General features: G+C 66.9%; 20 protein-coding genes. 12 read left to right on the top strand and 8 right to left on the bottom strand.

Translation table 11 applies throughout. The features are described 5' to 3' along the window. The first annotated feature begins 91 nt into the window (after positions 1-91). Positions 92-3106, top strand: coding sequence for a VIT domain-containing protein (locus ASD15_RS14050; protein ID WP_057155592.1), 3015 nt, complete (start codon positions 92-94; stop codon positions 3104-3106). Between the two features lie 75 nt (positions 3107-3181). Here the strand turns inward: ASD15_RS14050 and ASD15_RS14045 are convergent, their stop codons facing one another. The 4 genes from ASD15_RS14045 to ASD15_RS14030 form a co-directional block, all read right to left on the bottom strand. Further along, on the bottom strand, positions 3182-4450 hold the full coding sequence (locus ASD15_RS14045; RefSeq protein ID WP_057155591.1) for a hypothetical protein: 1269 nt from the start codon (positions 4448-4450) through the stop codon (positions 3182-3184). Further along, the gene (locus ASD15_RS14040) at positions 4447-4992 is read right to left on the bottom strand and encodes a sigma-70 family RNA polymerase sigma factor (protein ID WP_229418183.1); all 546 of its coding nucleotides are present in this window, start codon (positions 4990-4992) and stop codon (positions 4447-4449) included. Before ASD15_RS14040 ends, ASD15_RS14045 begins: the two co-directional genes overlap by 4 nt. 48 nt (positions 4993-5040) lie before the next feature. Then, positions 5041-5832, bottom strand: coding sequence for an enoyl-ACP reductase FabI (gene fabI, locus ASD15_RS14035; protein ID WP_057155590.1), 792 nt, complete (start codon positions 5830-5832; stop codon positions 5041-5043). 228 nt (positions 5833-6060) lie between these two features. Continuing rightward, entirely contained in the window at positions 6061-7470 is a 1410-nt protein-coding gene (locus ASD15_RS14030; RefSeq protein ID WP_057155589.1) for a transglycosylase SLT domain-containing protein, read from the bottom strand. A 218-nt stretch (positions 7471-7688) separates the two neighbouring features. Between ASD15_RS14030 and ASD15_RS14025 the strand changes: the two genes are divergently transcribed. Together ASD15_RS14025 and ASD15_RS14020 are read left to right on the top strand one after the other, a co-directional pair. Then, the gene (locus ASD15_RS14025) at positions 7689-8264 is read left to right on the top strand and encodes a DUF1415 domain-containing protein (protein WP_057155588.1); all 576 of its coding nucleotides are present in this window, start codon (positions 7689-7691) and stop codon (positions 8262-8264) included. A 20-nt stretch (positions 8265-8284) separates the two neighbouring features. After that, complete coding sequence (locus ASD15_RS14020) at positions 8285-8506, top strand: DUF1289 domain-containing protein (protein WP_057156068.1); 222 nt, start codon at positions 8285-8287, stop codon at positions 8504-8506. 26 nt (positions 8507-8532) lie between these two features. Here ASD15_RS14020 and ASD15_RS14015 read toward each other — a convergent pair whose 3' ends face one another. Together ASD15_RS14015 and ASD15_RS14010 are read right to left on the bottom strand one after the other, a co-directional pair. Then, positions 8533-9162: a hypothetical protein gene (locus tag ASD15_RS14015; RefSeq protein ID WP_082551831.1), complete on the bottom strand. Its 630-nt coding sequence runs from the start codon at positions 9160-9162 to the stop codon at positions 8533-8535. 99 nt (positions 9163-9261) lie between these two features. Continuing rightward, positions 9262-9768 (bottom strand): DUF1993 family protein, encoded by a 507-nt coding sequence (locus ASD15_RS14010; protein WP_057155587.1) that lies wholly within the window; start codon positions 9766-9768, stop codon positions 9262-9264. A gap of 176 nt (positions 9769-9944) precedes the next feature. Between ASD15_RS14010 and ASD15_RS14005 the strand changes: the two genes are divergently transcribed. Further along, complete coding sequence (locus tag ASD15_RS14005) at positions 9945-13064, top strand: EAL domain-containing protein (protein ID WP_057155586.1); 3120 nt, start codon at positions 9945-9947, stop codon at positions 13062-13064. 22 nt (positions 13065-13086) lie between these two features. Next, entirely contained in the window at positions 13087-15363 is a 2277-nt protein-coding gene (locus ASD15_RS14000; protein WP_057155585.1) for a molybdopterin cofactor-binding domain-containing protein, read from the top strand. 20 nt (positions 15364-15383) lie between these two features. On the opposite strand, the gene ASD15_RS13995 is transcribed toward ASD15_RS14000, so the two are convergent. Then, positions 15384-15809, bottom strand: coding sequence for a thioredoxin family protein (locus ASD15_RS13995; RefSeq protein WP_057155584.1), 426 nt, complete (start codon positions 15807-15809; stop codon positions 15384-15386). A 66-nt stretch (positions 15810-15875) separates the two neighbouring features. On the opposite strand from ASD15_RS13995, the gene tsaB reads away from it, so the two are divergent. Genes tsaB through ASD15_RS13975 form a run of 4 tightly spaced genes read left to right on the top strand, consistent with a single transcriptional unit; the run spans position 15876 to position 19291 of the window. Beyond that, a complete protein-coding gene (gene tsaB, locus ASD15_RS13990) occupies positions 15876-16601 on the top strand; it encodes a tRNA (adenosine(37)-N6)-threonylcarbamoyltransferase complex dimerization subunit type 1 TsaB (RefSeq protein WP_057155583.1) in 726 nt (241 codons plus the stop codon). Further along, positions 16598-17068 carry a ribosomal protein S18-alanine N-acetyltransferase gene (gene rimI / locus ASD15_RS13985; protein ID WP_057155582.1) on the top strand — a complete coding sequence of 157 codons (471 nt, stop codon included), beginning with the start codon at positions 16598-16600 and terminating at the stop codon, positions 17066-17068. Before tsaB ends, rimI begins: the two co-directional genes overlap by 4 nt. Beyond that, positions 17065-18189, top strand: a complete 1125-nt coding sequence (locus ASD15_RS13980; RefSeq protein ID WP_057155581.1) for a uracil-DNA glycosylase — start codon at positions 17065-17067, stop codon at positions 18187-18189. Before rimI ends, ASD15_RS13980 begins: the two co-directional genes overlap by 4 nt. Positions 18190-18226: 37 nt before the next feature. Continuing rightward, positions 18227-19291, top strand: a complete 1065-nt coding sequence (locus ASD15_RS13975; protein WP_162249897.1) for a DUF1853 family protein — start codon at positions 18227-18229, stop codon at positions 19289-19291. Positions 19292-19300: 9 nt separating this feature from the next. Here ASD15_RS13975 and lplT read toward each other — a convergent pair whose 3' ends face one another. After that, entirely contained in the window at positions 19301-20563 is a 1263-nt protein-coding gene (gene lplT, locus ASD15_RS13970; protein ID WP_057155579.1) for a lysophospholipid transporter LplT, read from the bottom strand. A 211-nt stretch (positions 20564-20774) separates the two neighbouring features. Here lplT and alr point away from each other — a divergent pair, with 211 nt between their 5' ends. The 3 genes from alr to ASD15_RS13955 all read left to right on the top strand — a co-directional run bounded on the left by alr (position 20775) and on the right by ASD15_RS13955 (position 23731). Continuing rightward, positions 20775-21884 carry an alanine racemase gene (alr, locus tag ASD15_RS13965; protein WP_057155578.1) on the top strand — a complete coding sequence of 370 codons (1110 nt, stop codon included), beginning with the start codon at positions 20775-20777 and terminating at the stop codon, positions 21882-21884. Between the two features lie 11 nt (positions 21885-21895). Further along, the gene (radA, locus tag ASD15_RS13960) at positions 21896-23275 is read left to right on the top strand and encodes a DNA repair protein RadA (RefSeq protein ID WP_057155577.1); all 1380 of its coding nucleotides are present in this window, start codon (positions 21896-21898) and stop codon (positions 23273-23275) included. 135 nt (positions 23276-23410) lie between these two features. After that, positions 23411-23731: a PilZ domain-containing protein gene (locus tag ASD15_RS13955; RefSeq protein ID WP_057155576.1), complete on the top strand. Its 321-nt coding sequence runs from the start codon at positions 23411-23413 to the stop codon at positions 23729-23731. The last annotated feature ends 4 nt before the right edge of the window (positions 23732-23735 follow it).

The raw sequence follows: 23735 nt of genomic DNA, 5'->3' as shown, positions 1-23735 counted from the left end.
ACGGACACAATTTTTGTCCGGATTTAACCCCTTTTCGCCGCCCGCTTCGTTTCACTCCTGATACCGGCCGGTCCGGGACCAGGAGAACAATATGATGAAGCGACTTTATGCCTTGCTGGCGCTGCTGCAGCTGGCCTGCGCCGCCCTTGCGGTCACGCCGCGGATGGATCCGCCGCTGATGGAAACGCTGGGCGGCGAGCGGCCGGTGCGGCTGCAAAGCCTGAGCATCGCCAGTGCCGTCAGCGGCGGCATGGCGGAAACCACGGTGCGTATGGTGTTTTTCAATCCGAACAGCCGCGTGTTGGAAGGCACACTGCATTTCCCCTTGCAGGAGGGCCAGCAGATCAGCGCCTTTGCGCTCGATATCGGCGGCAAGCTGCGGCCTGCGGTGCCGGTGGAAAAGAGCCGGGGCCGCGAGATATTGGAAGCGGTGGAGCGGCGCGGCATCGATCCCGGGCTGCTGGAGCGCACCGAAGGGAACAACTTCCGCTTGCGCGTTTACCCGATTCCGGCGCAAGGCACGCGCACGGTGGAGCTGAAATACGCCGAAACGCTGGCGCGCGACGCAGCGGGCGGAGCCTGGCTCTACCGCCTGCCGCTGGCCTACGGCGAGCGCGTGGGGGAATTCGATCTGAACCTGCAGGTGAGCGGCGCGAGCGCCGCGCCGCACAGCAGCGGCGCCTTCGGCGAGCTGCAATTTGCCGGCATGCGCAGCGGCTACCATGCGCGCGTGGCGAAGCAGGATTTTACCGCGCCGGGCGCGCTGGTGTTGCGCATCCCGGCCAGCGCACAGCCGCAGGCCTATGTACAGGAGTTCGCGGGCGAGCGTTATTTTGTGGCCGAGATCCCGGTGACGGCGCTGCGCGCTGCGCGCAAGCTGCCCAAGGTGGTGGGCCTGCTGTGGGACAGTTCCGGTTCCGGCGCCAACCGCAAGCATGATGCGGAACTGGCTGAGCTGGACCGCTACTTCAAGGCCCTGGGCCAGGCGGAAGTGCGGCTGGTCCGCCTGCGCGACCGTCCCGAGGCGGCTGTCCTTTACACGGTCGAGCGCGGCGACTGGAGCACCTTGCGCAAGGCGCTGCAATCCACGGTGTATGACGGCGGCAGTGCGCTGGCGGACTGGCAGCCGCAGGCCGGCGTGGGCGAATACCTGCTGGTGAGCGATGGCCTGCTGAACTACGGCGGCACGAAATTCCCGGCCCTGGCTGCGGGGCAGCGCCTGTATGCGCTCAATTCCGCGGCCAGCGCCGACGCCGGCCGGCTGGCTGCGCTGGCGGAACGCAGCGGCGGGCAACTGGTGCAGGTGCAGGCGGACCGCCCCGGCGCGGCGGCCGAGATGCTGCTCACCGACGGTCCGCAGCTGCGCGACCTGCGCGCGGACGGCGCCAAAGAGCTGCTGGCCGACCTGTCCGGCGCGCGGCAAGGCATGCTGCGGGTGGCGGGCAAGCTCACGCAGCCGTCGGCGCAGCTGGCGTTCACGCTGGTGCAGCAAGGAAAGGAGACCGGCATCAGGCTGGCGGTCGCGCACAGCGCACCGGTGCATCCGCAGGCGGCGCTGATGTGGGCAGGCTACAAGCTGCGCGACCTGGAGGCCGACTTCGAGCTGCATCGCGGCGCCATCCGCCGCCTGGGCGCGCAGTTCGGCTTGCCGACGCGCGAAACCTCGCTGCTGGTGCTGGAGATGATAGAGGACTATGTGCGTTACGACGTAACGCCGCCACCAGAGCTTGTGGCCGATTTTGAGAAGGCCAGGGCGCGTTTCGGCTCCATGCTGGCGCAGCGGCGCGGCAAGCAGCTCGACAACGTGGTGCGCCGCTTTGAGCAGAAGGTGGCGTGGTGGAATGCCGAGTTTCCCAAAGCGCCGCCGGTCAAGTTCGTGCCCCAGCCCGCGCCGCATGAGGTGCGCCCCGGTTCGGTGGGTGTAAAGGTGCAAGGCAGCCGCATCGCAGGCTTGCAGGATGGTGTTGTCGCCGAAGACGCGCGCGCAATTCCGGCGCCCATCGCCGCGCCTGCGCCGGCAGCGGAGTCGATGGCACTGCGGAAATCCATCGTCGCCAATGCCTCCAACGTTGCGCCAGCGGAGCGGGACCTGCGGCGCTTGGCGCCCGCCGCTCCGCCGCCGCCTCCGCCGGCCCCGGCCCCCATGAGTAGCGCCGTCGCGGCGCAGGCGGCAGATGCACCGGCCGCGGCCGGCGCCATTACGATGAAGAAGTGGTCGTCCAATGCGCCCTACATCGCGCGCATGAAGGCCGCCAGCAAGGAGCAGCTGTATGCGGTGTACCTTGACGAGCGTCCATCGTGGAGCGGCAGCAGCGCCTTCTACCTGGACGTGGCCGATATGCTGTTCGAGCGCGGCCAGCGTGAGCTGGGCCTGCGGGTGCTGTCCAACCTGGCCGAGCTGGAGCTGGAGAACCGCCACGTGCTGCGCATCCTCGGCTACCGCTTGCTGCAGGCGGGCGCGCCGCAATTGGCGCTGCCGGTGTTCGAGCAGGTGCTGCTGCTGGCGGGCGAGGAGCCGCAGTCCTACCGCGACCTGGGCCTGGCTTATGCCGCCGTTGGCAAGCATCAGCAGGCGGTGGACCAGCTGTATGAAGTGGTGCTGCGGCCATGGGATGGACGCTTCGCCGATGTGGAACTGATTGCGCTGGCAGAGATGAACGCGATTATCGCCCGGGCGCCCAAGGGTTCAGTGGACACCAGCAGGGTCGATTCGCGCCTGCTGAAAAACCTGCCGCTGGACCTGCGCGCCGTGCTGTCCTGGGATGCGGACAATAGCGACATGGACCTGTGGGTGACGGACCCGAACGGCGAGCGCTGCTACTACGCGCACACCATGACCGCGCAAGGCGGCCGCATTTCGCGCGACTTCACCGGCGGCTACGGACCGGAAGAATTCTCGCTGCGCAAGGCCAGGCCGGGCAAGTATCAGGTGCAGGCCAACTTCTTCGGCCACAGGCAGCAGCTGGTGGCCGGGGCGACCACCGTGCAGCTGCGCCTGACCACCGGCTTCGGTACGCCGGACGCCAAGGAGGAGATGATCACCGTGCGCCTCACGGGGCGCGGCAATTCGGTGCTGATGGGGGAGTTCGAGGTGCCCGGCGGGTAACCGGCGGTCAGATTGCGCCGGCCATTGCGCCGGCCGGTGCATCGCTTGCGCCTGGCCGGTCGAACCTCCCGGCGCTTACTTGACCGGCGGCGGGAAACTTTCAGACAGCTTGTCCGGCACCGGATAGGCTGGGTAAGCAGCGCGGAATTTCTGCCATTCTGCGATAGCTTCCTCGCGCTCGTTTGCCTTCAGCAGGTCTTCAATCTTCTCCAGCCATGCCTTGGGCTGCATCTCGTGCGGCGCCAGGATGCGCGATCCGCTGATGGAAACCTGCTCCGGCGCGGCCCGCGGGGCCGGCGCAGGCGCGACGACGGGTGCCATCGGCGCGAATGCCATTGTTGCCGGGGCCGGCGCTGGTGCTGGCGGCGGCGGCGGTGCTGGTGGCGCCGGTGCCGCAGCCGGTATCCGCGGCGCGGTGCGGTAGTCTATGCTTGCCGTGGCGGACTTCTCCATGGAGGTGAGCGGCTGGCCATGTTCCGCCGATGGGCGCACGTTGGAGGCGTTGGCGATCACGCTGGTGACCACCGCGCCGCTTGCCGCCGCCACGGGCATTTGCGTTGTCTGCGCAGTGGACGCGGGGGCGCTGCGCGAATAGCGGCCCAGCCCGCTCTTCTGCGGCGGCGCGTTGGCGACATCCTCTGCGATCACCGCATCTTCCAACCCGGATTTTCTTTCGACTGCATTGACGGCCGGTTTGGCAGGCGGCGTGGCAGGCAATGCTGCTCCGTCGCCGGCCTGCGCTTTGGCGTTTGCTTGCTTGGCCTGCGGCGCCGGGACGCGCGCGGACACAGCGTCAGCCACAGGCGAGGCAGCGGCGGCGGCCGGCGCCTCGGCTGCTGCAGAGGCTGGCGGTGCCGGCTGTGCGGACGGCGCGGTTGCCGGGGCGGGCGCTGCTGCGACCGACGCTTCGGTTACCGGGTCGTGTGCCTGCCACAGCGGCAGTGCGACCGAGATTGCGGCCACGCCGGCGGCCAGCGCCAGGGGCAATTGCCAGCGCGATTGCCAGCGCGGGCCTGAAGGCGTTGGCGCCGGCCCGGGCAGGGGGGCTTGCGCATGCGCTGGCGCCGGGGCATGCGCGGGTGCGGCCGCCGCCAACGCAGGCACCGACGCAGGCACCAGCGCAGGGGCGGTGGCCGGGGCGGCAACCGGATCGTTCGCGGCCGGCAGCGCGGCCAGTTTCTCGGCGGCCAGCGCGGCGGCAATGCGGGCCTGGATGGCGGCGTCGAGCGCGGGCGCAGGGGCGGGCTGGTCCAGCGCGGCCAGGTCGCGCGCCAGCGGATCGTCGCCTTGCAGGAAGGCTGCGAACGCGGCGTCGTCGAGTTGGTCGTGGTCTTTGCCGCTCATGCCTGTTCCTCCTGCGCATACTGCTCGCGCAATTTCTTCATCGCGTAGCGCAGGCGGCTCTTCACGGTCTCCACCGGCGCCGCCACGAGCTGGGCGATTTCTTCCAGCGACATGCCGCTGAATTGTTGCAGTATAAGCGCTTCCTTCTGTTCGGCGGGCAGCGCATGGATGGCCGCGTGCAAGGCCGTGTTTTGCTGGCGCGACTCCATGGCCGCGTCGGGCGCGGTGGCGGCATCGGCGGCCGGGCAGGGCGCTTCGTCCTCGCCTGCGGTGTGCGGCTGGCGCAACAGGTCGACCAGGCGGTTGCGCGCGATCTGGTACAGAAAGGTGCGGAAAGTGGCTTGCGGCGTGTAGCTGGCGCGCGCCTGGTGCAGGCTGAACCAGCTGTCCTGGGCGATCTCGTCGACCCAGTCGCGGCGCGGCGAGCGCCAGCTGAGAAATCGGTACAGGCCGCGGCTATGGCGGCCATACAGCTCCTGGAAGGCGGACAGGTCGCCTTCGCAGTAGCGCAGCATCAGGTGTTCGTCGGAAAGATCGCTCATGCTGCCGATGGAAGGCCCGCCCGGGATTGGCCTGGGCGGGTGTGCAACTTATTGGTAGTCGCTGGCGTTCAGGCCCATGACGTGCGAGAAGCCGCCGTCCACGTAGGTGATTTCGCCGGTGATGCCGGAGGCCAGGTCGGACAGCATGAAGGCGGCGGTGTTGCCCACCTCGTCAATGGTCACATTGCGGCGCAGCGGCGCGTGCGAGGCGGCAAAGCCCAGCAGTTTGCCGAAGTCCTTGATGCCGGACGCGGCCAGGGTCTTGATCGGACCGGCCGAAATACCGTTGGCGCGGATGCCCATCTGGCCCAGGTTTTCCGCCAGGTAGCGTACCGACGCTTCCAGCGACGCCTTGGCCAGGCCCATGGTGTTGTAGTAAGGAATTGCGCGCACGGCGCCCAGGTAGGACAGCGTCAGCACCGACGAACCCGGTTTCAACAGCGGCAGCGCGGCCTTGGTCATGGCGGGGAAGCTGTAGGCCGAGATGTCGTGGGCGATGCGGAAGTTTTCGCGCGTCAGGCCGTCCAGGAATTCGCCGGCGATCGCTTCGCGGGGGGCGAAACCAATGGCATGCACCAGGCCGTCGAGCTGGCTCCACTCTTTGCCCAGGTCGGCAAACAGGGCTTCGATCTGCTCATCGCTGCCGACGTCGCAATCGAACACCAGTTTGCTGCCGAATTCGGCGGCGAACTCGGTGATGCGGTCTTTGAAGCGCTCGCCGACATAGGTGAACGCCAGTTCCGCGCCTTCGCGCTGGCATGCCTTGGCGATGCCGTAAGCGATGGACCGGTTGGACAGCAGGCCGGTGATGAGGATTTTTTTGCCTTGCAAGAACGCCATATTCACTCCAATTGCTACTGCTGCGATGGCACGCGCGCCCGGGGCGGCGTTAGCGACAGTATGGGTTGTTTATTCTAGTGATGGGTGGGAGACCCGATACCGTAAGACCAAGATTGTAGGACGTAGCTGCCGCCACTGCAACTTTTCGTGGGCGGCGGCGGGCGGCGCATGCGCCAGGCGCTTACCCGCCCTGCGGTGTTGCGGGCCGCAGGGACCCGCCATTACCGCTTAATTTTGCTTGGTTTTCTTCTTGCCGGCGGCGTCGCGCGGGACGCGCGCCTTGACCAGCGACACCGGAGCGTCCTTGGCGGTGCCGCCCTTGGCTTGCTTGTAGTTGCTGGTGCGCGCCTTGTTGCCGCCACGGTCGGCCTCGAAGGCGACGATGGCGTTGTCGGCGATTTCCGGTGCGATATCGACGTGCAGCGAGGACGAGGTTTTCGGCACCAGGATGGTGGAGCCGGCCTTGAGCACGGTTTTGCTTGGGATGTTGTTGGCCTGGCGTATCACTTCCGGCGTGGTCTGGAACTTCGACGCCAGCGTTTCAATGCGCTCGCGCGCGCTGGTGATCTTGTGCGTGGTCCAGCTGGACAGTGCACGGCCCCACTGAGCCAGGTTCAGGTTGAACTTTTCGGCGTTGGCCTTGGGCAGCAAAATCTGGGTCTGTTCGCCGCCGGTGATGACGGGGCGGTTGAACTGCGGGTTCAGCGCCTTGAACTCGTCCACCGACATTTCCGCCAGCTGGGCGGCAACGGCCAGGTCGATGTCGCTGGTCTTGTCGATGGCGGTAAAATAGGGCTGGTTGTCGATCACCGGCAGGTGCAGGCTGAACTGGGCCGGATTGGCCACGATGTTCTTCACCGCCTGCAGCTTGGGCACGTAATTGCGGGTTTCCGCCGGCATATGCTCGGCCAGGCTCTCGAAATCGGTCGGCTTGCCGGCCGCCTGGTTGCGCTTGATGGCTTTCTGCACATTGCCTTCGCCCCAGTTGTAGGCGGCCAGGGCCAGCTGCCAGTCGCCGAACATGTCGTACAGGCGCTGCAGATAGCTGAGGGCGGCGTCGGTCGAGGCCAGGATGCCGCGCCGTTCGTCCTTGAAGGCGTCCTGCTTCAGGTTGTAGTCGCGCCCGGTGCCCGGCACGAACTGCCACATGCCGGCCGCGTTGGCGCTGGACAGGGCTTGCGGGTTGAACGCCGATTCGATGAAGGGCAGCAGCGCCAGTTCGGTCGGCATGCCGCGTTTTTCCAGCTCGGTGACCACGTGGAACAGGTAGCGCGAGGCGCGCTGGGTGGTGCGGGCCATGTGGTCCGGGCGGGCGCTGTACCAGTTGACGTGCTTCTGCACCAGCTCGTTGTTAAGATCGGGAATGGCGTAACCGGTGCGGATGCGGCCCCAGACGTCGGTTTCCTTGAAGGCATCTTCGCTGACCGCAGGCTTGGCGATGACTTTGGAGGCGGGGAGCAGTTCGGTGGTCGGCAGCTTGGCCGTGGCAGGCGTGGACAGCGGGATCAGGGGCAATGGCGGCGGCAGGTTTGCGGCCGCGGCCGCCGCCGCTGCGGAGGCGCCGTCGACTGCCTGGCTGACCGTGGGCGCCAGGGCAATCAGCGCGGCCAGCAAGGATGTGTTGATTCGTGCTTGCATAGTATTCCGTTGTTGTCGTCGAGAAACACAAACGAACCGTGAATAATGGGGCAGTGTACGTAGGTTGGCGCTGCTGAGTCAAGAAATATGTCGTCCGGATGACAGTTTCTTTGATGTAATGATGTCTGCATATATATCGAAGTTGACGGAAGTAGACGGCATTTTGCCGGAGTGCGTACAATGCGCCCTCGCCGCAAGCATTTACAAGGAAAGACCTTATGAGCAAGCCCATCGCCGACCACGACGCCGTTATCGCCCTGACCCAGAAATGGCTGGAGAAGGCCGTTATCGGCCTCAACCTGTGCCCCTTCGCCAAGGCGGTGCACATCAAGAACCAGATCCGCTACGTGGTCACGGACGCCGCCACTCCCGAAGAGCTGATGGACGTGCTGATGGCGGAACTGGAATTGCTGGCCGAGGCGAGCCCGGAAAAGGTGGACACCACGCTGATCATGCACCCGCAGGTGCTGAACGACTTCGAGGACTATAACGACTTCCTGGACGTGGTCGACGCGGCGCTGGAGGAAATGGACCTGAACGGCATCCTGCAGGTGGCCAGCTTCCACCCGGACTACCAGTTCGCCGACTCGGACAAGAACGATATCGACAACTACACCAACCGCTCGCCGTATCCGACCTTGCACCTGCTGCGCGAGGACAGCGTGGACCGCGCGGTGCAAGCCTTCCCGGAAGCGGAAGACATTTTCGAGAAGAATATCGAAACCATGCAGCAGCTGGGCCATGAAGGCTGGGACGCGCTGGATCTCGATCCGAAGCAACAGGTGAAGGGATGACGGAGCTGGAACTGAAGCGCATGGCGGCGGCGGTGCACGAGGCGGCAACGCCGTCCGTGCCGCCGGCCCAGCGCCCGGACACGCCCTGCGTGGCCGTCTGTTCCACCACCTTCGACGACATCTGCCGCGGCTGCGGACGCACTTATATAGAGGTGGCGCACTGGGTCTCGATGTCGGCGACGGAAAAAGAAGCGGTGTGGCAGCGCATCACGGCGCAGGGCTACCCGCGCCGCAATACCTGAGGACCGGGCGCCGTCCCGGTCCTGCCTCAGGCCTGTATCACCATCTTGGCCGATGCCGGCGAGCAGCCGCAGGCGAACACGTAGGCGCAGCCGCCGCCGCAGAAATTCATGCTGGTCTGGTGGTCCGGGCCTTCCTCGAGTTGCGCGACGAATTCCATTTCCTTGCCACAATCGTTGCACAGCGGTACCTCTTCGCCCTGGATCCAGCTGGGCTGGCCTCCCAGCTGGCCCAGGATGTCGCGCCCGCGCCGGCCGCCGGTATCCCAGGCATCGCGCGCCGCATCGTAGTCGCCGTCCAGCGTGTCCAGCCGCGCGCCGTGGTGGGTGGCGCGCACGGTTTCGCCGCCAGCAGGCGGGGCTGCCAGGCTCAGGCTGGCGTCGGACGGGACCGCCACGACGGCGTTGCCGCCGCTGTCTGCTTCCCATTCATCGCAGCAGCCGGGATCGTTATCGCACTTGAAGAGCAGCAGCAGTTGGTCGCGCCGCGAGCCAGGGTGGTTGGTGCGCAGCTGGCCGAGGAATTGCATGTGGCCAGCGCATTCCTTGCAGACCGGCCAGGCAAAACCGGCCGGCACGCTGGGCAGGCCGCCGAAACTGGTGCGGGCGCCGGCGCCTTGCGGCGCGCCGGGCTCGTTGATGAGGAGGTGGGTTGTCATGATGCTCGCGCAATGGTTGTCGGATAATTATAATATCGGCAACCATATCATGCGGCAAGACAGGCCGCGCGCACCGTTCGGCGCGCGGCGCGGCGGCGATCAGTAGCTGCCGATGAAGTCCTTCTTGCCGATTTCCAGGCCATTGTGGCGCAGGATGTCGTAGGCGGTGGTGGCGTGGAAGAAGAAGTGCGGCAACGCGTAGTGCAGCAGGTAGGTGGTGCCGGTGAAGTGCTTGGTCTTTTCACCGCTGCCGGTGGTGATGGCGCGGTCTTCGGCGCCGCCGAAATCGGCCGCGTCCAGGCCTTCCAGGAAGGCGATGGTCTTGGCGATGCGCGCTTTCAGCTCGGCGAAGGTTTTTTCGGTGTCCTCATACGGCGGCACTTCCTGGCCGGCCAGGCGCGCGCCGGCGCCCTTGGCGAAGTCGGTGGCGATCTGGATCTGGCGCGAGAACGGCAGCATGTCCGGGAACAGGCGGAATTGCAACAGGGCGTTGGCGTCCAGTTTTTTGTCGGTCACATGGGCTTCGGCCTTGTCGAGGATGGCCAGCAGACTGTTCAGGATCTGCTTGAACACTGGGATGGATGCGGTGTAGGTATTAAAAGTCATTGCGGGCTCCTCGTTGAAAGAGTGGCGATGATAGCAAGCTTGTCGCATTCTTGCTGGCGCCGATAGCTGCGCCACCGTGTAATCTGGTGACGCACACGCTTGTTTGCGTGCATAATTGTTGCAATTGAAAAATTCCTGAATGCGCCGACACGCGCTGGCCCCAAGTCCCGTGGTGAATGATTAGTTCTTTATACAGAAGGATGCGTTCCCGTCTGAGCGCGCTGTACGGCCTTTCCATCTACGGCGCGCTGCTGCTGGTGGTTTTTGGCGGCCTTGTGATACCTGCCATCATCGGCAGCTATCTGCTGATCGGCGTGCACGAGCAGCAGTCGGCCAAGATGGCCCTGAACGAATCGCTGCAGCGCAATGCCGACATCCTGGCGCTGGGCATGCAGGAGTCGCTATGGAATATGAATGCCGAATCGGCCCATTCGCTGGTCGAGTCGGTGATGCGCGACCGCTCGGTGCTGCAGGTGCAGGTGACCGGCCAGGCCGAAACCCAGTTCATGCACGTGCAGTCGCCGCGCCGGCAGACCGGCAACGTGTACCGCGCCGAACGCGAAATCCTGGTGCGCGGCGAGAAGATCGGCCGCATCGTGGTGGAGATGGACGACGCGCGCAGCCAGCAGGAGCTGCGCGAGAAGCAGCTGTCCTATGTGTTCGTGCTGGCCGCGCAGCTGACCGTGTCGCTGCTGCTGATCGTGCTGTTCCTGAACAAGCGCCTGCTCAAGCCGCTGCGCAAGCTGATGCGCTTTTCCGACCGCCTGTCGCACGGCGACTTTGAAACCCGGCTGGAACTGACCGGCAGCGACGAGCTGGGGCGCCTGTCCGGCCAGCTGGAGCAGATGCGGGTGGCGATCAAGCACCTGTTCGAGGACATCGGCCAGCGCGAAGAGCGCTTCCGCACCATCGTGACCCAGGTGCCGGGCGCGGTGTTCCGCTTTCGCCCGGACGGCCCGATCGACTTCGTCAGCGACGCCATCGAGGATATTTCCGGCTACTCGGCCGCGCAGTTCATGCGCAGCACGAGCCATTCCTGGGCCAACCTGATCTGCCCGGAGGACCGCCGCATGCAGCGCCGCGTGGTGACCCAGGCCATCCGCGACGGCCGCCCGTATTCGGTCGAGTACCGCATCACCGACGCCAGCGGCACCGAGCGCTGGGTGGCCGAGAACGGCCAGCCGCAGGTGGCCGAGCGGGGCGACAGCGCGCCCTGGGTGGACGGCATCATTTCCGACATCAGCCAGCGCAAGCACAATGAAATGCGCATCGAGGCGCTGCTGGCCGAGCAGAGCGCCATCCTGGACAACGTGATGTTCGGCGTGATGTTCGTGCGCAACCGCCAGATCGTCTCGGTCAACCGGCGCTGCGAGGAACTGTTCGGCTACGAGCCCGGCGCCATGGCCGGCGCCTCCACCTCCATCGTGTTCCCCACCGCGTTCGAGTTCGAGTCGGCCGGCGCGCGCCAGTACCCCACGCTGTCGGCCGGCGAGTACTTCAGCGAAGAGCGCCACTACCGGCGCAAGGACGGCACGCTGTTCTGGTGCATGGTGAGCGGCTGCGCCATCGACCAGAGCCGCGCCAACGAGGGCAGCATCTGGGTCTACGCCGACGTCACCGCGCGCAAGGAAGCGGAGGAAAAGCTGCGCCTGTCGGCCACGGTGCTCGAGCACATCGCCGACGGCGTGATGGTGATCGATGCGCAGGGCATCATCGTGGCCGTGAATCCGGCCTTCACGCAGATCACCGGCTACAGCGAGGCTGAAGCGCTGGGCCAGGACCGCGCGCTGACGCGTTCCGGCCGCCACGAGGACACCTTCTACCACGCCATGTGGCAGGAGCTGGAAACCACCGGCTTCTGGCGCGGCGAGCTGTGGAGCCTGCGCAAAACGGGCGAGCTGTACCTGGAATGGCTGACGGTGAGCGCGGTGCGCGACACCCACGGCCTGACCACCCACTATGTGTGCGTGTTCAGCGATATCACGCTGGTCAAGCAGTCGCAGGAAAAGCTGGACCACCTGGCGCACCACGATCCGCTGACCGCCTTGCCGAACCGGTTGCTGTTCCACGACCGCCTGCACCACGCGCTGCAGCGCGCCGCGCGCGAGCAGGAGCAGCTGGCGCTGCTGTTCATCGACCTGGACCGCTTCAAGAACGTCAACGACACGCTGGGGCACCACATCGGCGACGAGCTGCTCAAGCAGGTGGCCGAGGCGCTGCAGGACAAGCTGCGCGACGGCGACACGCTGGCGCGCCTGGGCGGCGACGAATTCATCGTGCTGCTGGAGAATGTGGACTGCCAGTACGGCGCCAGCCTGGTGGCCGAAAAACTGGTCGGCATGTTCGAGCAGCCCTTCATGGTGGCCGGCCACGAACTGTTCGTCACCTGCAGCGTGGGCATCAGCCTGTACCCGGCCGACGCCACCGACCTGAATATGCTGATCCGCAACGCCGACGTGGCCATGTACCAGGCCAAGGCGCGCGGCCGCAACGGCTACCGCTTCTACGCGCCGTCCATGTCGGGCGAGGGCGTGGAGCGCCTGCGCCTGGAGACCTTCCTGCGCCGCTCGCTGGAAAAAGAAGAGATGTTCCTGAATTACCAGCCGCAGGTGGAAATCGACACCGGTCGCCTGGTGGGCGTGGAGGCGCTGGTGCGCTGGAACCACCCGGAACTGGGCCTGGTGCCGCCGAACCGCTTCATTTCCCTGGCCGAGGATATCGGCTACATCAACCAGCTGGGCAAGTGGGTGCTGTACCAGGCCTGCCTGCAGATGGTGCGCTGGCAGGAGGCCGGGCTGTGGGTGCCGAAGATGGCGGTCAACCTGTCGGCCAAGCAGTTCGAGCGCGGCAGCATCGCTTCGATGGTGGGGGACATCCTGCGCGAGACCGGGCTGGAGCCGCACCGCCTGCAGCTGGAGGTGACCGAGTCTGTCATCATGAACACCGGCGACGCGCTGGTCTTTATCAACGACCTGCACTCGATCGGCGTGGGCCTGGCGATCGACGACTTCGGCACCGGCTATTCCTCGCTGGCCTACTTGAAGCAGATGCCGGTGCAGACCTTGAAAATCGACCGCTCCTTCATCAAGGACATTTCGACCGATGTCAACGACGAGGCGATCGCCATCGCCATCATCCAGCTCGGCAAGAGCATGAATTTGTCCGTCATCGCCGAAGGCGTGGAGACCGACGAGCAGGCCGCCTTCCTGCTGCGCCACGGCTGCAACCTGGCGCAGGGCTATTTCTACAGCCGCCCGGTGCTGCCGGACGACCTGCTGCAGCGCTGGAAGTCCTGATGCGCCCATTCGAAAGGACTGTATGAAGTTGTCGCGCCGCCGTTTTCTGCTGAGCGCCACCGCGGTGGCGGGCGCCATGGTGCTCGGCTGGGGGGCGCTGCCGGCGCGCCAGCGCGTGCGCGGCAAGGTGCCGCTGCCGCTGGCAGGCGCGAGTGGCGCGGTGGCGCTTAACGGCTGGGTCGCCATTGCGCCGGACAACAGCGTGACGGTGGCGATGGCGCGCAGCGAAATGGGGCAGGGCGTACACACCGCGCTGCCGATGCTGCTGGCCGAGGAGCTGGACGTGCCGATCGGCTGGGTGCAGCTGGTGCAGGCGCCCAACGACAAGATCTACGGCAACGTGGCCGCCCTGGTGGACAACCTGCCGTTCCATCCCGACGATGACAGCCGTGGCAAGCGCGCGGCCTCGTGGCTGGTGGCCAAGGTGGGGCGCGAGCTGGGCATCAACCTGACCGGCCATTCGTCCAGCGTGAAGGACTTATGGCTGCCGATGCGCGAGGCCGGCGCCACGGCGCGCGCCTTGCTGATCGAAGCGGCCGCGCGCCAGTGGAAGGTGCGCCCGCTCGAGTGCTTCACCGAAGCGGGCTATGTCGGGCACCCGAACGGCAAGCGCGCCAGCTACGGCAGCCTGGTGGCCGCCGCGGCGGGCATGACGCCGGGCGAAGTGCGGCTGAAGACCGTGGGCCAGTTCCGCTTGATCGGCACGGCCGTGCTGCGCCGCGATTCGGCGTCCAAGAGCGACGGCAGCGCCGTCTTCGGACTGGACGTGCGGCCCGAGGGCATGCTGTACGCGGCGGTGAAGATGTCGCCGGTGATAGGCGGCACCGTGGCCAGCGTGGACACGGCGGCGGCCCTGAGGATGCCGGGCGTGTCGCGGGTGGTGGACTTCTCGCCGGCGCTGGCCGAAAAGACCGGCGCCGGGGCCGGCGTGGCGGTGGTGGCTGCGCGCTACTGGCAGGCCAGGCAGGCCGCCGCGGCGCTGCCGGTGGTCTGGCTGGAGGGCGTGAACGGCAAGCTGTCGAGCGCCGACCTGTACCAGCGCTTCGCGCAGCAGCTGGACGACGAGGACGGCCACGCGTATTACACGGCGGGCGACATGGACGAGGTGGACGGCATGGCCGAGGCGACAGGCACGCTCAAGACGGTGAAGGCCGAGTACCGCGCGCCGTTCCTGGCGCACGCCGCCATGGAGCCGCTCAACTGCACCGCCCAGGTCAGGGACGGCAAGGTGCGCCTGTGGGTATCGACCCAGGTGCCGACGCTGGCGATCGACACCGCAGCCAAGGTGGCGGGCGTGAAAGCGGCCGACGTGACGCTGGAGGTGACCATGCTGGGCGGCGGCTTCGGGCGGCGCCTGGAAGCGGACTTCATCGCGCAGGCGGTGGCGGTGGCCAAGGAGTGCAACGGCGCGCCGGTGCAGCTGATCTGGTCGCGCGAGGACGACATCACGCACGACGTGTACCGCCCGGCCGCGCTGGCGCGCTTTGCCGCCAGCCTGGACGCGGCCGGCAATATCTCGGCCTGGGACAACAAGTCCGTCAGCGCCTCGATCGGGCACCAGTACCTCAAGCGCAGCCTGGGCCTGCCGGGCCTGGGGCCAGACATGACCACCGCCGAGGGCGCGTTCGACATGCAGTACGAGATTCCGCACCAGCGCATCCGCCACATCATTGCCGACAGCGCGGTACCGGTCGGCTATTTCCGCTCGGTGGGGCATGCGCACAATGCCTTCTTCAAGGAGAGCTTCATCGACGAGCTGGCGCATGCGGCTGGCATGAGCGGGGTGGGATTCCGGCGCGGCTTGCTAAACCGCCATCCGCGCCACCTGGCGGTGCTGAACGCGGCGGTGGACAAGGCTGGCCAGCCGCCGGCGGGTCGCGCGCATGGCGTGGCCTTGCACCAGTCCTTCGGCACCATCGTGGCGCAGGTGGCGGAAGTGTCGGTGCTGGACAGGCAGATCGTCGTGCACCGCGTGGTGTGCGCGGTGGACTGCGGCATCGCCGTCAACCCTGGCATCATTTCGCAGCAGGTGGAGTCGTCGGTGGTGTTCGGCCTGTCGGCGGCGTTGGGCGGCGAGATCACCATCAAGGACGGCAAGGTGGAGCAGACCAACTTCCACCAGTACCCGGTGCTGCGCATGGACCAGGCGCCGAAAGTGGAGACCATCATCATGCTGAGCGCCGAGCCGCCCGAAGGCATGGGAGAACCCGCGGTGCCGCCGGTGGCGCCGGCGGTGGCCAACGCCGTGTTCGCGCTGACCGGGCAGCGCTTGCGCAGCCTGCCGCTCAGGCTGGCGTAGGCGCTGGCCTCAGCGCCGATTCAGGCGGCCGCCGGGAGCAGCACGCGCAAGTTGCAGTCGCGCTGCCAGTGGCGGCGCTCCTCGCTGCTTTGCGCGTAGCGCGCCAGTTCGGCGTCGTCCATGCCGGCTTGCGCCACGATCAGCCGGTGCGCCACGTTCGGGTCCGGCAGCATGGTGCCGAAAAAGGCCACATGCTCGTGGCGCTGGATCAGCAGGGTGGGGAAGTTCTCCACGTCCAGGTCGCCCACCACGTCGGCATGGTCTTCGATATCGACCCACAGGAAGTATTTGTCCGGATGGCGCGCGGCCAGTTCGTCGAAGGTGGCGCGGTAGCCGGCGCAGGTGCCGCACCAGGCGGCGCACAGGCAGGCAACGATCCAGCGGTCCTGCGCCAGCGCTGCCGAGACGTCGGCGCGATTATCGGTATGTAGGGTAGTGCTATGCATGCGCGCTATTGTACCGCGAGATGTCGCCGGCCCGCGCAGGCCGGCCCCGGCGGGTTAAAATACGGCATGTCTACCATACTTGCAATTGAAACATCATCTGAAATGGCTTCCTGCGCGCTGCTGCGCGGCGAGAAGCTTTACACCCGATCCTCGTCCGGCGTGCGCACCCATTCGCAGGCCATCCTGCCGATGATCCAGGAACTGCTGGCCGAAGCCGGCGTTGCGTTGCGCGAGTGCGACGCCATCGCCTACGGCTCCGGCCCGGGTTCCTTCACCGGTGTGCGCACCGCTTGCGGCATCGCCCAGGGCCTCGGTTACGGCGCCGGGCTGCCGCTGGTGCCGGTGGTGACGCTGGACGCCATGGCACTGGCCTGCCACCAGCAGCACGGCGGCGCCGATGTGCTGGCCGTGCTGGACGCGCGCATGAGTGAAGTGTATTGGGCCCAGTACCGCTTCGGCGGCGCATCGCCGGCGGCGCCGGCGGCGCTGCCGCTGTCCGTGCTGCCGCCGGTGCTGTCGGCGCCCGAAGCGGTGGCGCCGCAGGGTGCGGTGACGGCGTGCGGCAATGGCTTCGCGGCCTACGCGGCAGCGCTGGCGGACCAGCCGTTCGCAGCCGGCGCGCATGCGGACGTGATGCCGCACGCGGCGCAGATCGCGCAGCTGGGCCGCATTGCGTTCGCGGCCGGGCAGGGTGTGAAGGCGGCCGACGCCCAGCCGTTCTACCTGCGCAACAAGATCGCCTATACCAGCGCCGAACGGCGCGAGATCAACGCTGCGAAGGCCGCCGCATGAAGCCAGTGTGGGATCTGGCGCGGCTCAATTATGAACCGATGCAGGACGGCGATATCGACGAAGTGGTGGCGCTGGAGGAAAGCGTTTATCCCTACCCCTGGACCCGGGGCAATTTCGCCGATTCGCTGGCCAGCGGCTACCACGCCTGGGTGCTGCGCAACCAGTCCATGCAGCTGATGGGCTATTTCCTGGTGATGCAGATGGTCGATGAGGCGCATCTGCTGAACGTGGCGGTGGCGCAAGAGTGGCAAGGGCAAGGGCTGGGCCGCTTCCTGCTGAACCAGTCCGTGGCCTGCGCGCGCGGGCTGGGGATGGAATCGATGCTGCTGGAAGTGCGGCCGTCGAACGTGCGGGCGCTGGAACTGTACCAGCGCTACGGATTTGAACAGATCGGCCGCCGCAAGGGCTACTACCCGGCGGGCGGCCAGCAACGCGAGGACGCGATCGTCATGCGTTATATGTTATGAACCGCAATGAAGTGTTCCTGCAGGAGATCGGCGTGGGCGTGCAATGGCGCTTGCGCAATGCCGCGCCGGGCGCTGCCGAGCCCCATGCCGGCAACGATGTTGCCGGGGCCGCTGAAACCGCTGAACCGGTTGACCTGGCCGCTGCGGTCATGTCGGCGTACGCCGCGCACGAGCCTGCCGCAGCCCGGCATGAGGCGCCCGCGCAGGCGCCCGGGCTTCGCACCGTGCAGCCGCCCGCCGCGCAGCCAGCCCCGGCGCAGCCAGCCGCCGCGCTGCCGCCTGCCGCTCAGCGGCCCGCCGCGCAGCCAGCCGCCGCACGCCCCGCCCCAGGCGCCGCCGCGAGCGACGACACGGCCTGGTTCGACGATGCCCCCGTGCCGGCCACGCCGCCACCGGTGGTTACCAAATCGCCCGCCAAGCCAGTGCAGGCGGCGCCGGCGCGTCCGCCCGCCGCAGGCGCGGAGGAGCCGGAATCGACTGCCTGGTTCGACGACGTGCCGATGCCGGCCGCGACCCCGGCGCCCGGCTCGGCCCGCGCGCAGCAGGCCGGCCAGCAGATCGCCGACATGGACTGGACCGCGCTGCAGGCTGCCGTCAGCACCTGCACCCGCTGCGACTTGTGCCACAGCCGCCAGGCCGCCGTGCCCGGACGCGGCGACCCGCACGCGCAGTGGCTGGTGCTGGGCACCGCGCCCGCCGCTGCGGACGAGCAGGAAGTGCGCGCCATCGCCGGCGCAGCGGGCCAGTTGCTGGACAATATGCTGAAAGCCATTGCGCTCACGCCGGACGAAGACGCCTACGTCACCACGCTGGTGAAATGCCGCCCGCCGGCCGCGCCGGACGGCAGCGACAGCCTGCCTACGCCCGAGCAGCTGGCGGCGTGCCGGCCCTACCTGCAGCGCGAGCTGGAGCTGGCCGGCAGCCGCATGATCCTCACGCTGGGCCACACGGCCGGCAAAGGCTTGCTGGGCGCCGCCGCGCGCGGCAAGGTGCTGCGCTACGACGGCATTCCCACCATTGCCACCTACCACCCGGCCGACCTGCTGCGCAAGCCGGCGGACAAGGCCAGGGCATGGTCCGACCTGTGCCTGGCGAAAGCGGCCCATGCCGGCCGGGCCTGACGCAGCGCAGGAAACAAGCGGTACGGAAACGTACCAGATGCGCTTCGAGCGCACCTGGGGCCATCTGACCCGCCCCCATGTGCGCGCGCTGGCCTGGCTGCTGGACGCGCCGGACCTGCTCGACCCGGCCTCGCCGCACTGGCAAAACCGCATCGCCACCCTCGGCCCCGTGCCGCCGGCGGCCGCCGAATGGCTGGCCGCGCTGGAGCGCGACCCCGCGCCGCTGGACGCCGCCCTGGGCGGCCGTTTCTATTCGCGCCTTGGCCTGTACGCCGAGAAACTGATGGCGTTCTATTTCGAGCAGCAAGGCACCCTGGTGGCGCATGGCCTGCAGGTGCGCGCCAACCGCAACGACACGGTGGGCGAGTTCGATTTCCTGCTGCGCCATGGCAGCCAGCTGCTGCACTGGGAATTCGCCACCAAGTTCTACCTGCTGGACGACACGGCGGGAGCGGCCAGCTTCAACCACCTGGTCGGCCCCAACCTGGCGGACACGCTGGGCGTCAAGATGCGCAAGACTTTCGCCAAGCAGCTCGAACTGGCCTACCACCCCGCCGCGCAGCCGCTGCTGCCGCAGCCGGTGGATCTGGCGCAGGCGCTGGTGAAGGGCTGGCTGTTCTATCCGCAAGGTTCGCCGCACGCGCTGGCCGGCATCTCGCCCGGCCACTGCCTGGGCTACTGGAGCACGCTGCGTGAATTCGCGGCCGGCCGCAACGGCGCCGCGCAGCCGCGGCAACAGTACGTGGTGATGCCGCGCCTTCAATGGCTGGCGCCGCTGAAGGTGCGCGCGGCTGGCGCCGGTGCACCCGTGCCGGGTTCCGGGCCGGATGCGGTGCCGGACCGCCCGCCGGGATCGCCAGCCGCCGCCGGACCGGCGCGCATCAATTCCATCGCGGCGGTCGACAGCGCGGCGCCGCTGGACGCTGCGCAAGTGGTGCAGGCCGTGCTGGCCCGTTTCGAACAGGAGATGTCGCCGGTGATGGTGGCGTCGGTGGTGGAGCGGGATGGCTGGCTGGTCGAGCGCGAGCGGGGTTTTGTCGCGCCGGACGACTGGCGCGCGCGGGCCGCCGCGCGCCGTGAACAGGGGCTGCTGCCCCCGTAAAGTGCTACGCTAGTGCTTCGCTTCGCCGATCAGTGCGAGCGAATCGTGCTGGCGCTGGTTGGCATTGTGCAGCCACATAATGCACAGCATGATGCCGGCAATGAACAGGCCGAACAGCACGATGATGGTGTTCAGTCCCAGGTGCAGGCGTATCATCAGCGAGTACATGGCCAGCATGGTCAGGATGGACAGGTTTTCATTGAAGTTCTGCACCGCGATCGAGTGGCCCGCACTCATCAGCACGTGGCCCCGGTGCTGCAGCAGCGCGTTCATCGGCACCACGAAGAAGCCGCCGATGGCGCCGATCACCACCAGCAGCGGGTAGGCGATCCAGGTCGAGTACACCAGTGTCATGCCCATCACGATGACCCCCATCAGGATGCCCAGCGGGATCACCGACAGCGACTTGCGCAGCGTAATGAAGCGGGCCGACATGATGGCGCCGAAGGCGATGCCGATGGCAACCATGCCCACCATGCTGGTGGCCTGGTCGTAGCGCATGCCCAGCGAGCGCTGCGCCCACTCCAGCACGATCAGCTGCAAGGTGGCGCCGGCGCCCCAGAACAGCGTGGTCACCGCCAGCGAAATCTGGCCCAGCTTGTCCTTCCACAGCAGCGTGAAGCAGTTCGAGAAATCGACGATCAGCTTGATCGGATTGCGTTCCTGGTGCGGATAGATACAGCCGGTGTCCGGGATGCGCAGGTTGAAGATGGCCGCCAGCACATAGGTCAGGCCCAGTACGCACAGCGCCGCCTCGGTGGTGGTGTCGATGCCGGTCTCGATCAGCGGGAGGTCGATATTGAGCAGCATGCTCGACAGGCGGCCGGTCACCAGCGCGCCGCCCATGACGGTGCCGAGAATGATGGAGGTCACGGTCAGGCCTTCGATCCAGCCGTTGGCGGCCACCAGCTTCTCGGCCGGCAGCAGTTCGGTCAGGATGCCGTACTTGGCGGGCGAGTACACCGCCGCGCCGAAGCCGACCACGGCATAGGCCAGCAGCGGGTGAACATGGAAGAAGATCATGGCGCAGCCCAGGATCTTGATCATGTTGGCGATGAACATGACCCGGCCTTTGGGCAGGGCGTCCGAGAAAGCACCGACGAAAGCGGCCAGCAGCACGTAGAACAGCACGAACGACAATTTCAGCAGCGGCGTCAGCCACGCCGGGGACTTCATGGAAATCAGCAGATCGATGGCCACAAACAGCAGTGCATTGTCTGCCAGTGACGAAAAGAACTGCGCTGCCATGATGGTATAAAAACCACGATTCATACTGGAAGGCCTGGAAACTAATCTCGGCTTGCTTTATACCATGAATAACTGGTATTCCCAAGAAATCGACTACATGTACGGAAGCTGCGGCCAAGCCCGCCGTTTCGATGTTTCCGCAAGGAAATCAGGCGTTGTCCGGGCTGCTGCCCGGGGCGCATCCGGCGGCGCATCCGGGTAGAATACGGCTTCGCTCAACCGTCCCGATTTCACTATGCCAAGGCCGATCGTCGCAACCATCCATATAGAGTCCATGCAACACAACCTGGCGCGGGCCAGAGCCTGCGCGCCGGGCGCCAGGGTGTGGGGCGTGCTGAAGGCGAACGGCTACGGCCATGGACTGGAGCGCGCCATGCGCGGCCTGGCGGACGCCGACGGCCTGGCGCTGATCGAGCCGGACAACGCGCTGCGCTTGCGCGAACTGGGCTGGACCAAGCCCATCCTGCTGCTGGAAGGCCCTTTCGACGCGGCCGACGTGGCCATGATGGCCGCGCATGGCATCAACGGCGCCGTGCATGGCGAGGAGCAGTTGGCGCTGATCGAGTCGGCCCGCCTGCCCGCAGCGGCCAAGCCGCTGAATCTGCACCTGAAAATGAACACCGGCATGAACCGTCTCGGCTTCAAGCCGGAGCGGTTCGCCGCCGCCCATGCGCGCCTGCGCGCGCTGCCGCACGTGGGCGAAATCACGCTGATGACCCACTTCGCCAATGCCGACGAGACCGCGCATCCGCGCCTGCCGATCGGCGAGCAGGTGCGCCGCTTCAACGCCGGCGCGGCCGGCTTGCCGGGGCCGCTCAGCCTGGCCAACTCGGCTGGCATCTTCCACATGCCCGGCGCGGCGCGGACCCTGGGCGCCGAACTGGTGAGCGACTGGATACGGCCCGGCATCATGCTGTACGGCGGCTCGCCGGGCGGCAAGAGCGCCGAGGAATTCGGCCTGCTGCCGGCCATGACGCTGAGCAGCGAACTGATTTCGGTGCAGGACATCCTGGCCGGCGACTGCGTCGGCTACGGCAGCCGCTTCCAGGCCGACGGCCCGATGCGCATCGGCGTGGTCGCTTGCGGCTACGCCGATGGCTACCCGCGCCACGCGCCGCAGGGCACGCCGGTGCTGGTGGACGGCGTGCGCACCCGCGTGGTCGGCCGCGTATCGATGGACATGCTGACCGTGGACCTGAGCGGCCTGCCGCAGGCGCGCGTGGGCAGCAAGGTGGTGCTGTGGGGACGGGGCATGCCGATCGACGAGGTGGCCACCGCCGCCGGCACCATCGGCTATGAGCTGATGTGCGCGCTGGCGCCGCGCGTGCGCGTGGTGGAAGCGTAAGGAGCACCGGCATGGCCAAGGCAAAAACCAATTACACCTGCACCGAATGCGGCGGAACCAGCAGCAAATGGACCGGCCAGTGCGGCGCCTGCCAGCAGTGGAACACCATGGTGGAAACCGTGCTGGAGTCCGGCGCCGGCAACAACCGCTACTCCAATCCGCAGCACCTGTCGCTGGCGCAGACCGCGCCGGTGCTGTCGCTGCAGGACATCGAGGCGCTGGACGTGCCGCGCTTCCCGACCGGCATCGAGGAGTTCGACCGGGTACTGGGCGGCGGCCTGGTGGCCGGCGGCGTGGTGCTGATCGGCGGCGATCCCGGCATCGGCAAGTCGACCCTGCTGCTACAGGCGCTGGCGCACATGTCGCACGCGAAAAGCGTGCTGTATGTCAGCGGCGAGGAATCCGGCGCCCAGATCGCACTGCGCGCCAAGCGCCTGGCGATCGACGCGCGCGACCTCAAATTGCAGGCCGAGATCCAGCTGGAAAAGGTGCTCGGCACGCTGGCCGAGCTGAAGCCGCAGGTGGCGGTGATCGACTCGATCCAGACCATGTATTCGGACGCGCTCAGCTCGGCGCCCGGCTCGGTGGCGCAAGTACGCGAGTGCGCAGCCCAGCTGACCCGCATGGCCAAGCAGAGCGGCATCACCATCATCCTGGTGGGGCACGTGACGAAGGAGGGCGCGCTGGCCGGGCCGCGCGTGCTCGAGCACATTGTCGATACGGTGCTGTACTTCGAGGGCGACAACCATTCCAGTTATCGGCTGGTGCGCGCCATCAAGAACCGCTTCGGCGCGGTCAACGAGCTGGGCGTGTTCGCCATGACGGACAAGGGCTTGAAAGGCGTGTCCAATCCGTCCGCGCTGTTCCTGTCGCAGCATGACAACCAGGTGCCCGGTTCCTGTGTGATGGTGACGCAGGAGGGAACCCGCCCGCTGCTGGTGGAAATCCAGGCGCTGGTCGATGCCAGCCACCTGCCGAACGCGCGCCGGCTGTCGGTGGGCCTGGAGCAGAACCGGCTGGCCATGCTGCTGGCGGTGCTGCACCGCCACGCCGGCATTGCCGCGTTCGACCAGGACGTGTTCATCAACGCGGTCGGCGGCGTGAAGATCACCGAGCCGGCGGCCGACCTGGCGGTGCTGCTGGCGATTAACTCGTCGATGCGCAGCAAGGCGCTGCCGCGCGGCTTCGTGGTGTTCGGCGAGGTGGGCCTGGCGGGCGAGATCCGGCCCGCGCCGCGCGGCCAGGAACGCTTGCGCGAGGCGGCCAAGCTGGGTTTCTCGATCGCCATGATCCCCAAGGCGAACGCGCCCAAGCAGGCCATCGAGGGCATGACCATCGTGGCGGTGGAGCGCATCGACGACGCGTTCACCAAGCTGCGTGAATTGCAGTAAGCAAGTTTATTCGTACGGCAATTTCCGCCTGCATCAAAAGTGAATGCGCAGTAGAATGAAGGCTTGGAGAGCGCTACCAGAAACGCGCTCTGATCAGGCAGTCAACAGGCAAGTCGAAATTCAGGAAGCAACAGCGTGCTAGTAGATCAAAGGCAGACAACCCGTAAAATTTTACGCGCAAAAGCGGTGGTGGTAATGGAGGGCGCCAAGCCGGCGCCGGCCCGTACCATCGACCTGGGCCCGACCGGCATGTCGGTCACCATGGGCCACATGGTGCCGTCCGGCCAGATCGGGCAGGTTTCATTCGAGATGTTTGTGGATGGCAAACCGGTCATCATTAGCTGCCGTTCAAAAGTAACATATTGCATCTTTAGCGGCGACGACGTGAAAGTCGGCCTACAATTCATCAATCCCGATGCGGCCGCCGTGGCCGCGATCGGCAAGTTCATGCGCTGATACG

It is taken from the genome of Massilia sp. Root351, assembly GCF_001425045.1.
In the GTDB taxonomy this organism is placed as follows: domain Bacteria; phylum Pseudomonadota; class Gammaproteobacteria; order Burkholderiales; family Burkholderiaceae_D; genus Rugamonas.
The sequence above is the reverse complement of the archived record's forward strand: the minus strand, read 5'-3'. Positions and strand labels throughout refer to the sequence as shown.